This window comes from Streptomyces sp. AHA2 (assembly GCF_036857595.1).
Taxonomy (GTDB): Bacteria; Actinomycetota; Actinomycetes; order Streptomycetales; family Streptomycetaceae; genus Streptomyces.
Map to the genome: position 1 here is coordinate 572,293 of NZ_JAUQWJ010000001.1, position 15,166 is coordinate 587,458.

The 15,166-nt window shown below is 74.0% G+C and carries 14 protein-coding genes and 2 pseudogenes; 10 read left to right on the forward strand and 6 right to left on the reverse strand.

Annotated features, from left to right (window positions below; translation table 11 throughout):
- Nucleotides 1-131: 131 nt before the first annotated feature.
- Nucleotides 132-623 (reverse strand): DUF5949 family protein, encoded by a 492-nt coding sequence (locus tag Q5694_RS02730; protein ID WP_333930325.1) that lies wholly within the window; start codon nucleotides 621-623, stop codon nucleotides 132-134.
- Nucleotides 624-775: 152 nt separating this feature from the next.
- Between Q5694_RS02730 and Q5694_RS02735 the strand changes: the two genes are divergently transcribed.
- Nucleotides 776-1,063, forward strand: a complete 288-nt coding sequence (locus tag Q5694_RS02735; RefSeq protein WP_333930326.1) for a zinc-ribbon domain-containing protein — start codon at nucleotides 776-778, stop codon at nucleotides 1,061-1,063.
- Nucleotides 1,064-1,493: 430 nt separating this feature from the next.
- Here the strand turns inward: Q5694_RS02735 and Q5694_RS02740 are convergent, their stop codons facing one another.
- On the reverse strand, nucleotides 1,494-1,928 hold the full coding sequence (locus tag Q5694_RS02740) for a hypothetical protein (RefSeq protein ID WP_443040796.1): 435 nt from the start codon (nucleotides 1,926-1,928) through the stop codon (nucleotides 1,494-1,496).
- A 166-nt stretch (nucleotides 1,929-2,094) separates the two neighbouring features.
- On the opposite strand from Q5694_RS02740, the pseudogene Q5694_RS02745 reads away from it, so the two are divergent.
- The 6 genes and pseudogenes from Q5694_RS02745 to Q5694_RS02770 all read left to right on the forward strand — a co-directional run.
- Nucleotides 2,095-2,550: pseudogene (locus tag Q5694_RS02745) on the forward strand (SRPBCC family protein); the annotation flags it as partial.
- Between the two features lie 345 nt (nucleotides 2,551-2,895).
- A complete protein-coding gene (locus Q5694_RS02750) occupies nucleotides 2,896-3,903 on the forward strand; it encodes a trypsin-like serine peptidase (RefSeq protein WP_333930327.1) in 1,008 nt (335 codons plus the stop codon).
- 133 nt (nucleotides 3,904-4,036) lie between these two features.
- A pseudogene (locus Q5694_RS02755) lies at nucleotides 4,037-4,240 on the forward strand (DUF7638 domain-containing protein); the annotation flags it as partial.
- Between the two features lie 195 nt (nucleotides 4,241-4,435).
- Nucleotides 4,436-5,221, forward strand: a complete 786-nt coding sequence (locus tag Q5694_RS02760; RefSeq protein WP_333930329.1) for an SDR family NAD(P)-dependent oxidoreductase — start codon at nucleotides 4,436-4,438, stop codon at nucleotides 5,219-5,221.
- 153 nt (nucleotides 5,222-5,374) lie between these two features.
- Nucleotides 5,375-6,601, forward strand: coding sequence for a glycoside hydrolase family 64 protein (locus Q5694_RS02765; protein WP_333930330.1), 1,227 nt, complete (start codon nucleotides 5,375-5,377; stop codon nucleotides 6,599-6,601).
- Nucleotides 6,602-6,800: 199 nt separating this feature from the next.
- Nucleotides 6,801-7,226: a DUF6003 family protein gene (locus Q5694_RS02770; RefSeq protein ID WP_333930331.1), complete on the forward strand. Its 426-nt coding sequence runs from the start codon at nucleotides 6,801-6,803 to the stop codon at nucleotides 7,224-7,226.
- A gap of 51 nt (nucleotides 7,227-7,277) precedes the next feature.
- On the opposite strand, the gene Q5694_RS02775 is transcribed toward Q5694_RS02770, so the two are convergent.
- Together Q5694_RS02775 and fxsT are read right to left on the reverse strand one after the other, a co-directional pair.
- Nucleotides 7,278-8,243, reverse strand: coding sequence for a YihY/virulence factor BrkB family protein (locus tag Q5694_RS02775; protein WP_333930332.1), 966 nt, complete (start codon nucleotides 8,241-8,243; stop codon nucleotides 7,278-7,280).
- 162 nt (nucleotides 8,244-8,405) lie between these two features.
- Entirely contained in the window at nucleotides 8,406-10,427 is a 2,022-nt protein-coding gene (gene fxsT, locus Q5694_RS02780) for an FxSxx-COOH system tetratricopeptide repeat protein (protein WP_333930333.1), read from the reverse strand.
- A 245-nt stretch (nucleotides 10,428-10,672) separates the two neighbouring features.
- Here fxsT and Q5694_RS02785 point away from each other — a divergent pair, with 245 nt between their 5' ends.
- Nucleotides 10,673-11,557 carry an alpha/beta fold hydrolase gene (locus tag Q5694_RS02785; RefSeq protein WP_333930334.1) on the forward strand — a complete coding sequence of 295 codons (885 nt, stop codon included), beginning with the start codon at nucleotides 10,673-10,675 and terminating at the stop codon, nucleotides 11,555-11,557.
- A gap of 399 nt (nucleotides 11,558-11,956) precedes the next feature.
- Here Q5694_RS02785 and Q5694_RS02790 read toward each other — a convergent pair whose 3' ends face one another.
- Nucleotides 11,957-12,328, reverse strand: a complete 372-nt coding sequence (locus tag Q5694_RS02790; RefSeq protein WP_333930335.1) for a TraR/DksA family transcriptional regulator — start codon at nucleotides 12,326-12,328, stop codon at nucleotides 11,957-11,959.
- A gap of 55 nt (nucleotides 12,329-12,383) precedes the next feature.
- Nucleotides 12,384-12,713, reverse strand: coding sequence for a TraR/DksA family transcriptional regulator (locus Q5694_RS02795; RefSeq protein ID WP_333930336.1), 330 nt, complete (start codon nucleotides 12,711-12,713; stop codon nucleotides 12,384-12,386).
- A 387-nt stretch (nucleotides 12,714-13,100) separates the two neighbouring features.
- Here Q5694_RS02795 and Q5694_RS02800 point away from each other — a divergent pair, with 387 nt between their 5' ends.
- Nucleotides 13,101-14,066 (forward strand): HAMP domain-containing sensor histidine kinase, encoded by a 966-nt coding sequence (locus Q5694_RS02800; protein ID WP_333930337.1) that lies wholly within the window; start codon nucleotides 13,101-13,103, stop codon nucleotides 14,064-14,066.
- A complete protein-coding gene (locus tag Q5694_RS02805; protein ID WP_333930338.1) occupies nucleotides 14,063-14,716 on the forward strand; it encodes a response regulator transcription factor in 654 nt (217 codons plus the stop codon). Before Q5694_RS02800 ends, Q5694_RS02805 begins: the two co-directional genes overlap by 4 nt.
- Nucleotides 14,717-15,166 lie beyond the last annotated feature (450 nt).

Sequence of the window (15,166 nt, forward strand, 5' to 3'; positions counted from 1 at the left end):
TGTGCCGGGCGCCGGTCACTTCCGTGCGGCCGGGCTTGTGCGGGTGTACCGAGGACCGGCCGCTGCCGCGCGACCGGCATGCGGGCGCCCCGGTCACGGCCCTTTCGCGCGACCGGGCCGGGGGCCGTCACTCAGGCGCGCAGGCTGCGGGCGGGCAGGACGACGTGCGACGACGAGGTCATGGTCTCCTCGTCCGAGGTGAACGCGGCGAGGGTCCTCACGTCACCGGGCTCGGTGCCGGCCGGCCAGGGCCGGGTGGCGAAGATGAGGTAGGCGAAGCCGAGTTCGGCCACGGCCTGCAGCCAGTTCTCCGGCGGGACGAACTGCGCCCTGAGGTTCTGGACGGTCAGCACGGCCGACCCGGGCACGACGAGCAGGCTCACCGGCAGGCCGGGGCGCTGGGTGGCGTGCACGAGACCCTCTCCCGGGGGCAGCCCGGCGCCCGTCAGCAGCTGCTCGACGGCCTTCGACGTGGCCTGCGGACCACCCGGGCCGTCTCCGAGGGAGCAGGCCAGAAGGTAGGGGACGTTCCCGCCGGGGGTCGGGCCCGGCCAGGACTGCAGGACGAGGGAGCCCAGGTCGTCGGTGGATACGGACTGCGTTTCGGGTGAGATCGAGGTCACCGCGGCACGGTACCGGCGCTCCGGGCCCCGCTCGGCCCGCCGTCACCCGAGTGGACCACACGCCGCCGGGCTCTCCACACGATCGAGGGGTGCGCACCGGGAACCCGGGATACAGGACACTGGAGGAAGATCCGACCCGGGAAGGACCACACGTGATCATCTTCGGCACCAAGGGCTATCTGTACCAGCTGGCGATACTGACGCTGGTGTGCGGCCAGTGCGGCAACCCCGCCGCGCACACGCTCAGGAAGCGCGTCACGAAGTTCACCCTGTTCTTCGTCCCGCTGTTCCCGATCTCGACGAAGTACCAGACGCAGTGCACCTTCTGCGGCGCGGAACAGAAGCTGACCAAGGAGCAGGCCGAGCAGCTCCGGTCCCAGGACGCGTCGGGCCCCGGCGGCCAGGCGTACGGGCAGCCGCAGCAGCAGCACCGCTTCTGACCCACGCGCCCGATCCCGGGTCGTGACCGGCGAACCGCCCCGGGCCGGGCCCACCCGGCGCGGGCGGCCTCGCGTGCACGCACCCGCGTGACCCCGCCAGGCGTCGATTCTCGCCCGGCCCGGCTTCGGCGAAACGTCCCGGTCGGAGCGTCCCCCGCCATGACGAACGACAGCCACCTCGCGTTCAGGCCGGGCATCCTCTGCGTCGGCACCCCCGTGGTCCTGCTGACGACCGAGAACGCCGACGGGAAGCGGACCTCGCCTCCGCCTTCTCGGCGCCCTCGGGCAGTACGGCGTGCTGGGCCTGGGCGGCGACAGTCGCACTGTCCGCAGTGCGGCCACGGCTTCCGCGCGAAGACGCCGGGCACCGGCGCCCCCGCCGCCTGAGCGGACCGGGCGGCTGTCCCTGTCCGGTGCGGCCGGGGCCGGCTCAGCCCGCCGGCCGCACGGCGGGCACCGTCGCCCCGCCCCGGCGGCGGTCGTACCGCAGTGCGGCCGCCGTGGCGAGGGCGCCGGCCCCCTCCCACAGCCCGACGCCGACGAACACGCCGGGAGCCCGGCCGGTGAGGGCGGCGACCGTGAAGACCGTGCAGGTGAGGAGCCGGAAGGGCACTGTCCACCGGAAGAAGGCCCGCCAGTCGGCCAGCGCCGCCAGGACGTAGTACACGCCCATGTTCAGCGCCGCCATCGACGACGCCGTCATGAACGCGGGGGTGAGGTCCCCGGCCGCGCGGCCGCGGGGGGAGTCGAGCCCCAGCAGGGCCAACTGGGCGGCGGGCGAGACCAGGCCGACGGCTCCGAGGGCGGCGGCGAGGACGCCGAACACGGCCATGGTCCAGCCGGCGGCGGAACGGGGAAGGCGCACGCCGGGATCGTATCCGCGTTCGACGAGGTCGGTCAGGGGTGCGGCGCGATCCCCGCCCGCGGGGAGGTGGCAAACGCCGTATCAGGGGTACCCGTCGATCACGGGCCCGGACCTCAGTGGGCCGATGGGCCTCCTGCAGTCGATCAGTGAATACGGAGGCATACGGATGAGCACCGTCAAGGAAACCGTGGAAGTCGGCGTCCCCGTGCACACCGCCTACAACCAGTGGACGCAGTTCGAGGAGTTCCCGAACTTCATGGAGGGCGTCGAAGAGGTCAGGCAGGTGGACGACCGCCACAACCACTGGACGACGAAGATCGGCGGAGTGCGCCGCGAGTTCGACACGGAGATCGTCGACCAGCTGCCCGACGAGCGCGTCACCTGGCGGACGACCAGCGGCGACACCAACCAGAGGGGCTCCGTGCGCTTCGAGCGTGTGGACGACACCCACACCCGGGTGGAGCTGGTGATGGAGGTCGAGCCCAGCGGGGCGATGGACAAGGTCGCGGACATGATGGGCACGATCGACCGCCGGGTCAAGGGCGACATGAAGCGGTTCAAGGAGTACATCGAGGAGCGCGGCGCCGAGTCCGGCGCGTGGCGCGGCCGGATCCAGCCGGGCGGCGGCACCGGTCCCACCGGCGGCACCGGCCCCACCGGCCCCACGGGCCCGGTGGGCGGCACCGACCCGCTGGGCGGCACGGGCGGTACCGGCGGCATGGGCGGTTCCGGCTCCGCCTACTGACACCCACGGTTCCGGCAGGACCCGGTCTCCGCACGGAGGCCGGGTCCTTCCCTGTGCCCGCGCGCACCGTGCCACGCGGTATTTCGGCCATCGTTATGACATGCACCTGTCCATTCTGGTGTTCCGGTGGCACGCTGCCCTCTGACTGTCCGCAGTGACACCCCTGCCTGACCGGGCGGACCGGCACCCCGGCGCCCGGCCCCCACAGCAGAAGGAGACCGCGTGATAGGCAGACCCCGCAGCCCTCGCTCCTCCGGTGGCGGCACCCCCGCCCGCCGCACCCTCCTCGGCGCACTCGCCGCCGTCGCCGCCCTGCTGGCGACGGGCGTCACCGCCGCGCCCGCCGGCGCCGCACCGGACCCCGGTGTCCTGAGCCCCTCGGCGCAGGAACGGGCCCTGTCCTTCTGGACCGCCCAACGGATGCGCGAGGCCACCCCGCTCGACGTCCTGACCATCGACCCCGCCGACGTGCGCAGCGCGGCCCCGCGCAAGGGCAGGGCGGCCGTCGTGCCGCCCAGCGCACCCGCCTCGGCCGTCGGCCCCCTGGCCTTCCCGCACAGCGGCGGGCCCTGGTCCGGCGGGGGAGCGGTGACCAGGACCGCGGGCCGGGTGTTCTTCACCTACCAGGGACGCACCGCCTCCTGCTCCGGCAACGCGGTCACCAGTGCCAACAAGTCCACGGTGCTGACGGCCGGGCACTGCGTGAAGATGCAGGGCGCCTGGCACACCAACTGGGTGTTCGTGCCCGGTTACCGCGACGGCCAGCGCCCCCACGGCACCTGGACCGCGGCCAGGCTCCTGTCCACGCCCCAGTGGACGGCCAGTGAGGACATCAACTACGACATCGGCGCCGCCGTGGTCTCCCCGCTGGACGGCACGAGGCTCACCGACGCGGTCGGCGGCCAGGGCGTGGCCTTCAACACCGGCTACAGCAAAGCGATGTACGCCTTCGGCTTCCCGGCCGCGGCGCCCTACGACGGCGAGAAGTTCATCTACTGCAGCGGCACCACGTTCCGCGACTTCCTGCTCTCCGGCGACCACGGACTGACCTGCAACATGACCGGCGGCTCCAGCGGCGGTCCCTGGTTCACGCAGTTCGACGAGGCGACCGGAACAGGGCTGCAGTCGTCGGTGAACAGCTTCAAGTACAACTTCCTGCCCAACGCCATGTACGGCCCGTACTTCGGCGCGGACGCGCAGAACCTGTACCAGAGCGCCCAGTCCTCCTGACCCGCCGTCCCCTCGGCAGCCGGTCCCGCGCTGAGCCGCGGCGCGGGACCGGCTGCCGCCGTTCCCGCAAGCCAGAGGGTGGCCGGGCCTCAATTGCGTCGCGGCGCGGCGCCCCCTTGCCACAATGACCCGGATGATCGGCGAACGGGTCACCTACCGCACCGCGGACGGCATACGCGTCCCGGGAACCTGGCGGCACGCCTTCATCCGCAGCGGCGACCACTACCTCACCGACCTGTGCGTCTACGCGGACGGGCTGATCGGCTGCTGGGGCCTGGTCACCCTCGACGAGTTCGAGCGGAAACCGCGCTCCGGCTGGGTCACCACCCGACTCCCGACGCCACCCGTGCCCGGCTGACCGGCCCGACCACCGCCTCCTCGCCCCGGCTGCGGGACGCCGCCGCCCGGCTGCTGCACACCCTGGGACCCGCCCGGCACGACTGATCAGGCTGCCGTCCGCGGTGGCGCCCGCGTCGCCCGCGCCCCCGGAACGGCGCGGCGCCGTGGTCACGGCAGGCAGTACGGTCGGCCCATGACGGACACCACGCGCTTCGAGGGGTACGGAGTTCTCATCACCGGCGGGGGACGCGGCATCGGCGCCGCCACCGCCCGCCGGTTCGCACGGGAGGGAGCACGGGTCCTGGTCGCCGACCGGGACCCGGACGCTGCGGAGCGGACGGCGCGGGAACTGTCCGAGCAGGGGTTCACGGCCGCCGCGTGCGCCTGCGACGTGGCCGACCAGGAGGCGGTGGACGCGGCCGTCGCCCGCGCCGTGCGCGCCTTCGGCTCGCTCGACGTCCTGGTCAACTGCGCCGCCCACTGCTCGCCCGACCTGCCCCGGTTCGAGGAACAGCCGGACGAGTCCTGGGCGCGGGACCTGGACGTCACGCTGACCGGCGCCTACCGCTGCTGCCGCACAGCCCTGCCGCACCTGGTGGAATCCGGGCGCGGCGCGATCGTCTCCGTCGGCTCGGTCAACGGCCTGCAGGACTTCGGCAACCACGCCTACAGCGCCGCCAAGGCCGGTCTGGCCTCCCTGACCCGCACGCTGGCCGGACACGCGGCCGCGCGCGGCGTCCGCGTCAACCTCGTCGTTCCGGGCACCGTGCGCACCAGCGCGTGGGAGGGCCGGGACGCGGACCTCGAGGCCGTGCGGGGGCTGTATCCGCTGGGCCGGGTCGGGGAGCCGGAGGACATCGCCGCCGCCGTGACCTTCCTGGCCTCCCGCGACGCGTCCTGGATCACCGGGACGGCCCTGGTCGTCGACGGCGGCCTCACCGCGGTCAACACCGGTTTCCACCAAGCCCTGCACGATTGACGAACCGTCGGTTTCCGGCCTGAACCGGCGCTTCGACTTGTGAAGACTTCGACAATCTGAGAGCGCTCTCAACGCCATGTCTTGACCGGTACGGAACACGCCAGGAAAGTGTGGCGCCACCTGCTCCTCTCCCCACACCCGCAGGAGTGCGCCATGCCCGGACTCGAGTCTCCCCGCTTCACCCGCCGAGCGTTCCTCGCCGGCACGGCCGCCGTCGCGGCCACGGCCGCGGTCGGTTCCCCCACCGCCGCGGCCGCGCCCGTGACCTGTGAACTCGCCCTGGAGAACCGTTCACTGCCCGGCACCGTCCACGCCTACGTCACCGGCTTCGAACAGGGCACCGGCCGCTGGCTGCTGCTGCGCCCCGGCGGGGGCGTGTACCGGCCGGAGTCCCCGTCCCGCCCCCTGACGCCGCTGCCCGTCGACTGCGCCATCCCGCTGCGCCCGGCCGGCGCCGGCCCGGTCGTCCTGACGCTGCCTCGGATGTACGGTGCCCGCGTCTACTTCGTGCGCGACAGCAAGCTGGACTTCTTCCTCAACCCCGGACCCGCCCTGGTCGAACCGTCCTTCGCCACACCGGCCGACCCCAACTTCCACCGCGTCTGGTCCTTCGCCGAGTTCACCTTCAACTCCTCGCAGCTGTACGCCAACATCAGCTACGTCGACCTCGTGACCGCCCTGCCCATCGGCCTGACGCTGACGGGCGACGCCACACACACCGTCGCGCCCCTCCCGGCCGGCGCCGTCCAGCGCATAGCCGACGGCCTGGTCGCCCAGGCGGCCCGCGACGGACAGCCCTGGGACAAGCTGGTCGTCCGCTCGGGCGGCTCCGTCCTGCGGGTGATCTCCCCGCAGAACCACATGGCCCCGTACTTCGACCGGCCCGACCAGATGCCCTTCCGCGACGCCTTCACCGGCTACATCGACCGCGTCTGGCAGAAGTACCGCACCACCGACCTGCGCATCGACCTGCAAGGAGGGCGCGGCGTCCGCACCGGACGGGTCTCCGGCGACGTGCTGACCTTCACGGGGGGCCACTCCTTCACCAGGCCGACGTCGAAGGACGTGTTCACGTGCAACCACGGCCCGTTCACCAACAACCCCGCCGACTCCGACGACCGCAAGGCCCTCCTGGCCCGCCTCGCCGCCGGCTTCAACCGCTCCACCCTCCTCACGCACCCCGACCAGCCCAACGGCCCCGCCCCGTCCGACTACTACCGCGACCCGTCCACCAACCACTGGGCGCGACTGGTCCACGCCCACACGCCCATCGGCTACGCCTTCCCCTACGACGACGTGCGCCCGGACGGACGCCCCGACGTCTCGGGCGCCGCCCACGACCCCAACCCCCGCCGCTTCACCCTGACGGTCGGCTCGTAGGCGCTCGCGGAGCCCCACCCGGTCCCGGCCGGGTGGGGCCCGTCCGTTCCGGCCGGCGCGGCACCCGCCCGGCCCCCACGGGCGACGCTCGCCCGCCCCTGTGCCGTACGGGCTCATCTGCGCCGTCCGACGGCGCTAATCCGGACGCGGCGGGGTAAAGGGAGGTCCATCAGCCCCCCACTGTGACAAGGAGCCGGTCTTGACCGACGACGCCTACCTGTTCCTGCTGGACGACCCGTCCGCGCCGCTCGGCGTGCCCCCGGCCGCCGTCGGCGAGCTCGCCTGCATGGAGACGCCCGCGGTACGCGCCTGGCTGGACGCCCACGACGCCACGCCCACCTCCCCGTACCTGCGGCTGCTGCCGCCGGAGGAGACCGGCGCCATCCCGGCGGACGCCGAGAGCGTGCCGGTCCCGCTCGGCGACGAGGAACTCAGCCGGCTGCGCCACGCCATGACCCCGCAGTCCCTCGCCCGTCTCGAAGAGGAACTGCTCGCCTACCGCGACTGCGCCGACGGCCGCGACGGCCTCATCGGCCGTGCCCTGGCCGCCGGCGTGCCCCCGCACCGCGTCGTCGAACTGACCGGAGTGGACCCCGCCACGGTGACCGCCGCGGCGAGCAGCTGAAGACGCGGCGGGCGGCTGCCGGCCCCGGAGCCGCCCCCGATCCGCCCGGCCTCACGCGCCCGGGCCGGGATCCGGCTCGACAGCCGAGTCGATCCCGGCCCGGGCCGCTTCCAGCTGGGCGGCGAACGCGATGCCGAGGAACAGCGCCACCGCCGTCAGGTTCGCCCACAGCAGCAGCGCGATGAAAGCGGTCAGCGGCCCGTACACGGCGCCGAACGCACCGCTCTCCTCGACGTACAGCGCGAGCAGCCAGGTGGCCGCCACCCACAGCAGCAGGTGCACCGCCGAGCCGAAGGCCAGCCAGGTGTAGCCGGGCTGGACCCGCCGCGGGGACCAGCGGAAGATCACGGCGGAGGCCACCCAGGCCAGGACGAGCCCCACCGGGATCTCGAGCACGCCCCACCACCGCCCCACGCCGCCCTCCCAGCCGGCGGTCTCGGCCACGGCGTCTCCCACGGCCCGGCCCGCGACCAGGACGACGAACCCCAGGACCAGCGGCAGGCCGGCGGCCAGGGCGAGCACGAACGACCGGGCGTACTTGCGCGGAAGAGGACGGTCCCGCTCGATCCCGTAGATGCGGTTGGCGCCGCGCTCGATCTGTCCCATGGCCGACGACAGGTTCAGCAGCGCGAAGCCGAGGCCGAGCCACAGGGCCACCGTGCTCCAGACGTCGCCGTGTGCGGTGCGCCGCGTTCCTTCGAAGGCGTCCTCCACGATCTTCGCGCTCGCCCCCGGCACGATCCGGCCCAGCGTCAGCTCGATGACCCGGCCCACGGCCTCGGTGTGCACCGACGTGGCCAGCCCGACGAGCGCCACGGTGCACGGCACCAGACCGACCACCACCTGGAAGGCCAGCGCCCGTGCGTTGGTGAAGCCGTCCGCGTACCGGAACCGCGCGAAGGAGTCCATCAGGAACCGCCAGCCCCCGTAGTGGCGCAACGCGGCGAACGCTTCGTCTCCGGAGAGTTCCTCCCCGATCATGTCCCGGGTCTGCGGGACGTGCACAGCGGTTCCCATGGTGTGGACGCTCCTTGTCGCGCGGCTGCTCCCTGCCCGGATGCCCCGTAATCCTGGCCGTCCGACCTGTTGTGCCGTTCCCGACCCACGGTCCCGACCCCGGCGCTCACCCGCTCGGCACGCCGCGGCCGCTCCGGGGCCGGCCGCGCACGGGCCCGCCGCCTACGCCGTCAGCCGGTCCGCCAGGACCCGGGCCTCCTCGGTCTTGGGGTGGTCGCCGCCGAGCCGGGAACGCAGGATCCGCTCACCCCGGCGGGCGCACTCCGCCGAGGACGGTTCGCCCAGCGCCCCCAGCACCCGCGCCTTGAACAGCAGGGCGTAGCCGATGTAGAGGTGGTCGGGCGGATAGCGGACCTCGCGGATCCGCAGGGCCCGCTCGATGAGCGGCAGGGCGGCCGCCGGGTCGCCGATCTCGAAGTGGACCGTCGCCAGGGCGATCAGGTCGAAGCTGACGTACGGATCGTCCGGCCCGTGTGCCGCCTCGTCGATGTGGAGCGCCCGCTCGGCCAGCGGCAGTGCCGCCCGGTGCTCGCCGAGCATGCACAGTGTCCGTGCCAGCGTCGCGAGGTCCGTCGCGACGGCGGGATCCCCGGCAGGCAGAGCGGCCTCGTGCAGCCGCAGCGCCCGCTCGGCGAGGGGCCGTGCCGTCTGCGGCGCGCCCAGGTCGCGGTGGATCTGTGCCAGCGTGATCAGGTCGAACCCGATCTCCGCGTCCCGACCCTCCAGTGCCTCGTCGAGCGCGAGGGCGCGCTCGCACAGGGGCAGTGCCACCGTGCGGTCACCGATCGAGAGGAGGAACTCCGCGGCCAGCCGCAGCAGCTCCGCCGTCTCCGCGGTGGCGCCGGCGGGTGCGTCGCCTCGGGTCACGGCCAGCACGTGGGGGAGCAGCCGGTGCCAGCGCGGCCCGGCCCCGGGATCGCCGTGGACGTCGTGCGGTACGGCCGCCAGCAGGGCACGGCACAGGCCCGCCCGCGAGGCCGCCCGGCGCTCCTCGGTCATCGAGGCGCGGACGGCCGCCTGGACCAGCCGGTGCAGCAGCAGGGAGGAGTCCTCGCGCCGGGCCAGACCGAGCCCGGCCAGGGCGCCCACGGTCGCGTCCCAGGCCGGCGGATCCGCGGCCGACGGCACCAGCGGCTCGGGCGCTCCCGTGAACAGGTCCAGCGCGATGGGTTCCGGGGCCAGCAGGGCGCACAGCTCCAGGAGCCGCACGGCGTGGGGCTGTTCCCGCCGGAGCCGGTCCACGCCGAGCTGCCACAGCGTCGCGACGACCACCGACGGCCGGTAGGCCGGCTCGCCCCGGGCGATCATGTCGTCGAGCCGGGTGCGCAGCAGGGCCAGGTACTGCTCCGGTGGTGTGTGGTGGTAACCCATGTAACCCGCGGCCTGCTCCAGCGCGAGCGGCAGGTCGCCGAGTTGGCCGGCGATGAGGTCCGCGGTCCCGGCGCTCGTGCCGGGCACCCTCCGGACGAGGAGGTCCACCGACTCCTGTCTGCCGAACACCGGCAGGTCCAGCACGCCGCCCGCCGCCGACCAGCCGCTCACCCTGGTGGTGACGACGACGTGGCCGTTGCGCCCCAGGTCGCCCGAGGGCAGCGCGTGCAGCAGCGTGCCGGGGTTCTCCGCGTTGTCGAAGACGATCAGCCAGGGCCGGCGGTCCCGCAACGAGGAGTACACCCCGGACACGGCCTGCTCCGAGCCCACCTCCCGTAGTCCCAACTCCCGTGCGAGAGAGGCGAACTGGGTGGCGATGAGGTCGGGGTCCTCCGCGTCGACGAAGGCGACGAACCGGTACTTCGACAAGTGGCGGTACGCGTACTCGACGGCCAGTTGCGTCTTGCCGACCCCGCCCAGGCCGTGCACGACCTGCGTCGCCGTGTCGCCCGCCGAGGTGAGGCGCCGCCGCAGTTCCCGCAGGGCGTCGTCCCGTCCGGTGAAGTGGACGTTGCGGGGCGGCAGCCGGTACGTCATGGGTGCGGCCGGACGCGGCGGGGGCTCCTCGCGCGACTCCTGGCGCAGTCCGGCCCAGGCGAGGGGGACCAGCAGCAGGAGCACGACCCAGGGGTGCGTGCGCACGAAGTCGAGCGGTCCGGGCCAACGGCTCTGCCCCGACGCCGCGTTGAACGCGAGGCTGCCGACGAACAGCACCAGCAGACCGGCCACGGTGCCGACCAGTCTGCGCCACATGCGGGTCCCTCTCCGATCGCGACGACGGCCGACGCGATCGTAGCCGAGAACTCGGATCGGGGGAGGGGGCGTTGGCGGTGACCACTCCCTTGGTGGCCACGGAGGGAGCGGCCTCGCGGCACCCGGTGGCTCGTGCGTCCCGGCCTGTCGACGCCGGCCGCCGCCGGACCGGCCCGGGAGCGGCACCCGCATGGACCGGTCGCCCAGGGGCACCTGAACCGGGTCGCCGGCACCGGGGAGGCCATGTGTTCGACGGATTCGAGCTGACGCGACGTGAAGGGGCCGGAGCCCACCTGCGGGTGCGTCACGGCGGCAGCGGCCCGGCCGTCCTGCTCCTGCACGGGCATCCGCGCACCCACGCCACCTGGCACCGTGTCGCTCCCCTGCTGGCCGCGGCCGGGCACACCGTCGTCTGCCCCGACCTGCGGGGGTACGGGCGCTCCGACAAGCCCGCCACGGACGCGCACCACCGCCCCTACTCCAAGCGCGCCATGGCCGCCGACTGCGTCGCGGTCATGCGGGGGCTGGGGCATGAGCGGTTCGCCGTCGCCGGGCACGACCGGGGTGCGTACGTGGCCACCCGTCTCGCCCTGGACCACCCGCGGGCCGTCTCGGCCGTCAGCGTGCTGGACGCCGTCCCCATCGGCGAGGCGCTCCGGCGCTGCGACGCCACGTTCGCCGCCGCCTGGTGGCACTGGTTCTTCCTCGGGCAGACCGAGAAACCCGCCGAGCGCGTCATCAACGCCGACCCCGACGCCTGGTACGCGGCCACCGCCGAGCAGATGGGCGCCGAGGCCTACGAGGACTTCCGGCGCGCGATCCACGACCCCGCGACCGTGCACGCCATGTGCGAGGACTACCGCGCCGGGCTGGGCATCGACCGGGAGCACGACGACGCCGACCGGCGGGCCGGCCGGCGCATCGGCTGCCCCCTGCAGGTGCTGTGGGCCACGGGTGACGACATGGCCGACCTGTACGGCGACGTGCCGGCGGTCTGGCGGGACTGGGCGGGCGACCGCGTCGAGGGCGGTACCGTCGACTCCGGCCACCACATGGCCGAGGAGGCTCCCGAGGCCCTGGCGACAGCTCTGCTCGCCTTCTGGCGGAGCACCGGCACCGCCGGCGGGTAGACCGGTCCGGTACGGATCCGGCGGCAACGGTCCAGCGCGGTGGCGGCAGCAACGGTCGTGCGGAACCCGCGGTGCCAGGACGGGACCGGCCGGTCGTCGGCCGGCACCGTCGCTTCAGCGGGGCCCGGCCGGGACCAGGGCGAGATCGTCCAGCGGGGGCGGTGCGGGACCAGGCCGTGTCCGAGCCGGCGAGGTTGCGGCGATCGAGGACGCGGTGCGGGCACCCCGCGGGGAGGGCGCCGGTCGCGTGCAGGGCCAGGGTGGCCAGGAGGGCGCCGCCGATGCCGCGGCTGCGGATCTGCTCGGCCGTCAGAAGCGGGTCCGTGATCCTGCCGCCGGTGCCGGCCCGGACGCGCACACCCGTGCCCGCGGGCAGCAGGCGGCGCCTACGGACGGCGGTCACCGGCCGGCCTCCCTCACCTGCCGGCAGCGCCCGCAGTAGCGGGCCTGCGGCACGATCGCCAGCCGCTCGGCCGCGACGGGGCCCCGGCACAGCCCGCAGACCCCGTAGCGGCCCTCGTCCATGCGCCGCAGCGCAGCCTCCACGTCGGCGAGGACCATGCGGGCGCACGCGACGAGCTTGACGTGCACCTCGACCCGGGAGGGGACGTCGTCGTGTCGCGGCTCGTCCGTGCGGGACGGGGCTGCGACGGCGAGCTGCTGCAACTGCTCCCGGCGGAACAGGCGCTGCTCCAACAGGTTCTCCCGCAGGGCTGTGAGCTCCTCGGGCGTCAGATGCGTCGTACGGTCGGCGATGAGCCGGTGGTTCACCACTGGACCCCTCGGGCAGAGCGCTGGGAAGGAACGGCGGGGACCGGCCGCCCCGTCAGGCGGCGGCGCGGCGCTGGCAGGCAACGCAGTAGGGCGTGTACGGGAGGATCTCCAGCCGTTCCCCGGGAACGGGTTCGGCGCAGCCGAGGCAGGTGCCGTAGCTGCCGTCGTCGACCCGGGCGAACGCGTCGTCGATCTCTTCGAGGACCCGTCGGATGGCGTCCCGCTGCATCGACGCCAGATGGTCGTCCACGCTCTGCCCGGTCTCCTCGAGCGCGTGCAGCTGTGTCAGCCGGGTGCTGCGGGCGTGTTCCAGGCGCCGGCGCACCTCGGGGGTGGTCATGCGCTCGGGACGGGGGTCGGTACGAGGTGCGTCGACGGTCACTGGGCTGATCCCTTTCCGTTGGCCGGGCGGTGGTGCGCCCGGACGGGCGGCCGGGCACCGGGCGGTGCCGCCGCGGAGTCCGCTGGCGGGCGGTGCCCGGTGCGGCCACCGCGCCGGGCTGCTCGGTCCTGCTCTCCACCTTGGGCCGGGACGCGGTGCATACCCATCGGGCGCGGGACCCATTTGCGGCAGTGCGCGGGATGCAGACCCGGGCCCTGGGTACGCCGCGCTCCGGGAAATGGGGGCCGGGCCCCATATACCCGCACGGGCCGGGGCGGGCAGGCTGGCCCGGAGCGCCCGGCCGACGGCCGGGCACGGCAGCCGGTCCGGGCCGTACGACGCCCGACAGCCGAAGCGGGCCGCAGCGCGGAAGGAGACTGACGACCGGTGTCGCTGTTCTGGCGGATCTTCGCCCTGAACGCCGTCGTCCTGGGCACCGCCACGGGACTGCTGTTGTGGGCGCCCGTGACCGTGTCGGTGCCGGTGCTGCTGACCGAGGCGATCATCCTGCTGGGCGGCCTGGCGGTGATGCTGGTCGCCAACGCCGCGCTGCTGCGCTGGGGGCTGGCCCCGCTGGACCGGCTGACCCGCCTGATGACCACCGTGGACCTGCTGCGCCCCGGGCAGCGGCTGTCCGCCCGCGGCGGCGGCGAGGTCGCCGAGCTGATCCGCACCTTCAACGCCATGCTGGAGCGCCTCGAGCAGGAACGGGCCGCCAGCAGCGGCCGGGTCCTGCTCGCCCAGGAGGCCGAACGCCGCCGCATCGCCCAGGAACTGCACGACGAGGTCGGGCAGAGCATGACCGCGATCCTGCTGGGGCTCAAGCGGGCCGCGGACGAGGCACCCGGCCCGCTGCGCAAGGACCTGCAGGAGGTGCAGGAGATCACCCGGGAGAGCCTGGACGAGGTCCGCCGGCTGGTGCGCCGCCTGCGCCCCGGCGTGCTCGACGACCTCGGCCTGGTCAGCGCCCTCACCTCGCTCACCGAGGACTTCGCCACCCACACGGGGCTGCAGGTCACCCGCCGCTTCACCACCGACCTTCCCCCGCTGGAGCCGGAGACGGAACTGGTCCTCTACCGCGTGGCCCAGGAGTCCCTCACCAACGTCGCCCGCCACGCGGACGCCCGGGGGGCCGTCGTGGCGCTGCACCACTCGGAGGCGGGCGTGGTCCTGGCCGTGACCGACGACGGCTGCGGCATCAAGGCTCCGCGGGAGGGCGCCGGCATCCTCGGCATGCGCGAACGCGCCCTGCTCATCGGGGCCGCCCTGGACATCACCCCCGCTCCGCGCGCCGGAACCCAGGTCGAGCTCACCGTGCCCGTGCCCGTGCCCAGGAAGCAGTCCTGCCCATGACCGAGAACATCCGCATCCTTCTGGCCGACGACCACGCCCTGGTGCGCCGCGGCGTCCGGCTCATCCTCGACCAGGAACCGGAACTGCAGGTGGTCGCCGAGGCGGGGGACGGCGCCGACGCGATCGAGCAGGCCCGCAGCCACGACGTCGACCTGGCCGTGCTGGACATCGCCATGCCCCGCATGACCGGCCTGCAGGCCGCCCGCGAACTGGCGGGTCTCAAGCCGGGGCTGCGCATCCTGATCCTCACCATGCACGACAACGAGCAGTACTTCTTCCAGGCCCTCAAGGCCGGTGCCAGCGGCTACGTGCTGAAGTCCGTCGCCGACCGGGACCTGGTCGCCGCGTGCCGGGCGGCCATGCGGGACGAGCCGTTCCTGTACCCGGGCGCGGTGACCGCGCTGATCCGCAACTACCTCGACCGGGCCCGGCACGGCGAGGAGACCCCCGACCAGGTCCTCACCCCCCGTGAGGAGGAGGTCCTGAAGCTGGTGGCCGAGGGCCACTCGTCGCAGTCGATCGCCGACCTGCTCTACATCAGCATCAAGACGGTCCAGCGCCACCGCGCCAACCTGCTGCACAAGCTCGGCCTGCGCGACCGGCTGGAGCTGACCCGCTACGCCATCCGCGCGGGCCTGATCGAGCCGTGAGTCTCCCCGGCCGTCCGGGGACCCGGCCGCCAACTCCCCGGCCGGGCCTCCGGACACCCCGCGCGACCACCAGCCCGGTCCCCCTGTGGGCCACCGCACTGCTGGCACTCCTCCTCGCCGTGGTGCCGGGCGCCGCACAACCCGGCCGATCCGCGCATCCCGCGGGGGCGCAGCCGGTACCGTCCGCACCCGGACAGCTCGGCAAGGCGCACGAACCGACGACCGGCGGGCCGGGCGCGGGGCCCGGAGCCGATGGGTCCGCCCACGTCGGGTGTGCGGCGTCCTGCACCGTCGGGGTGGCCGGTGACGGGGTGGCCCCCGGCGGGCCGGGCGCGGGGCCCGGAGCCGATCCGTACGCCCACGACGGCTGTGTGACGGCATGCGCCGTTCACGCGGCCCACCGGCTCGAACCCCTCGGTGAGCGCACGCCGCCGCCCGGCCACCCCGTCG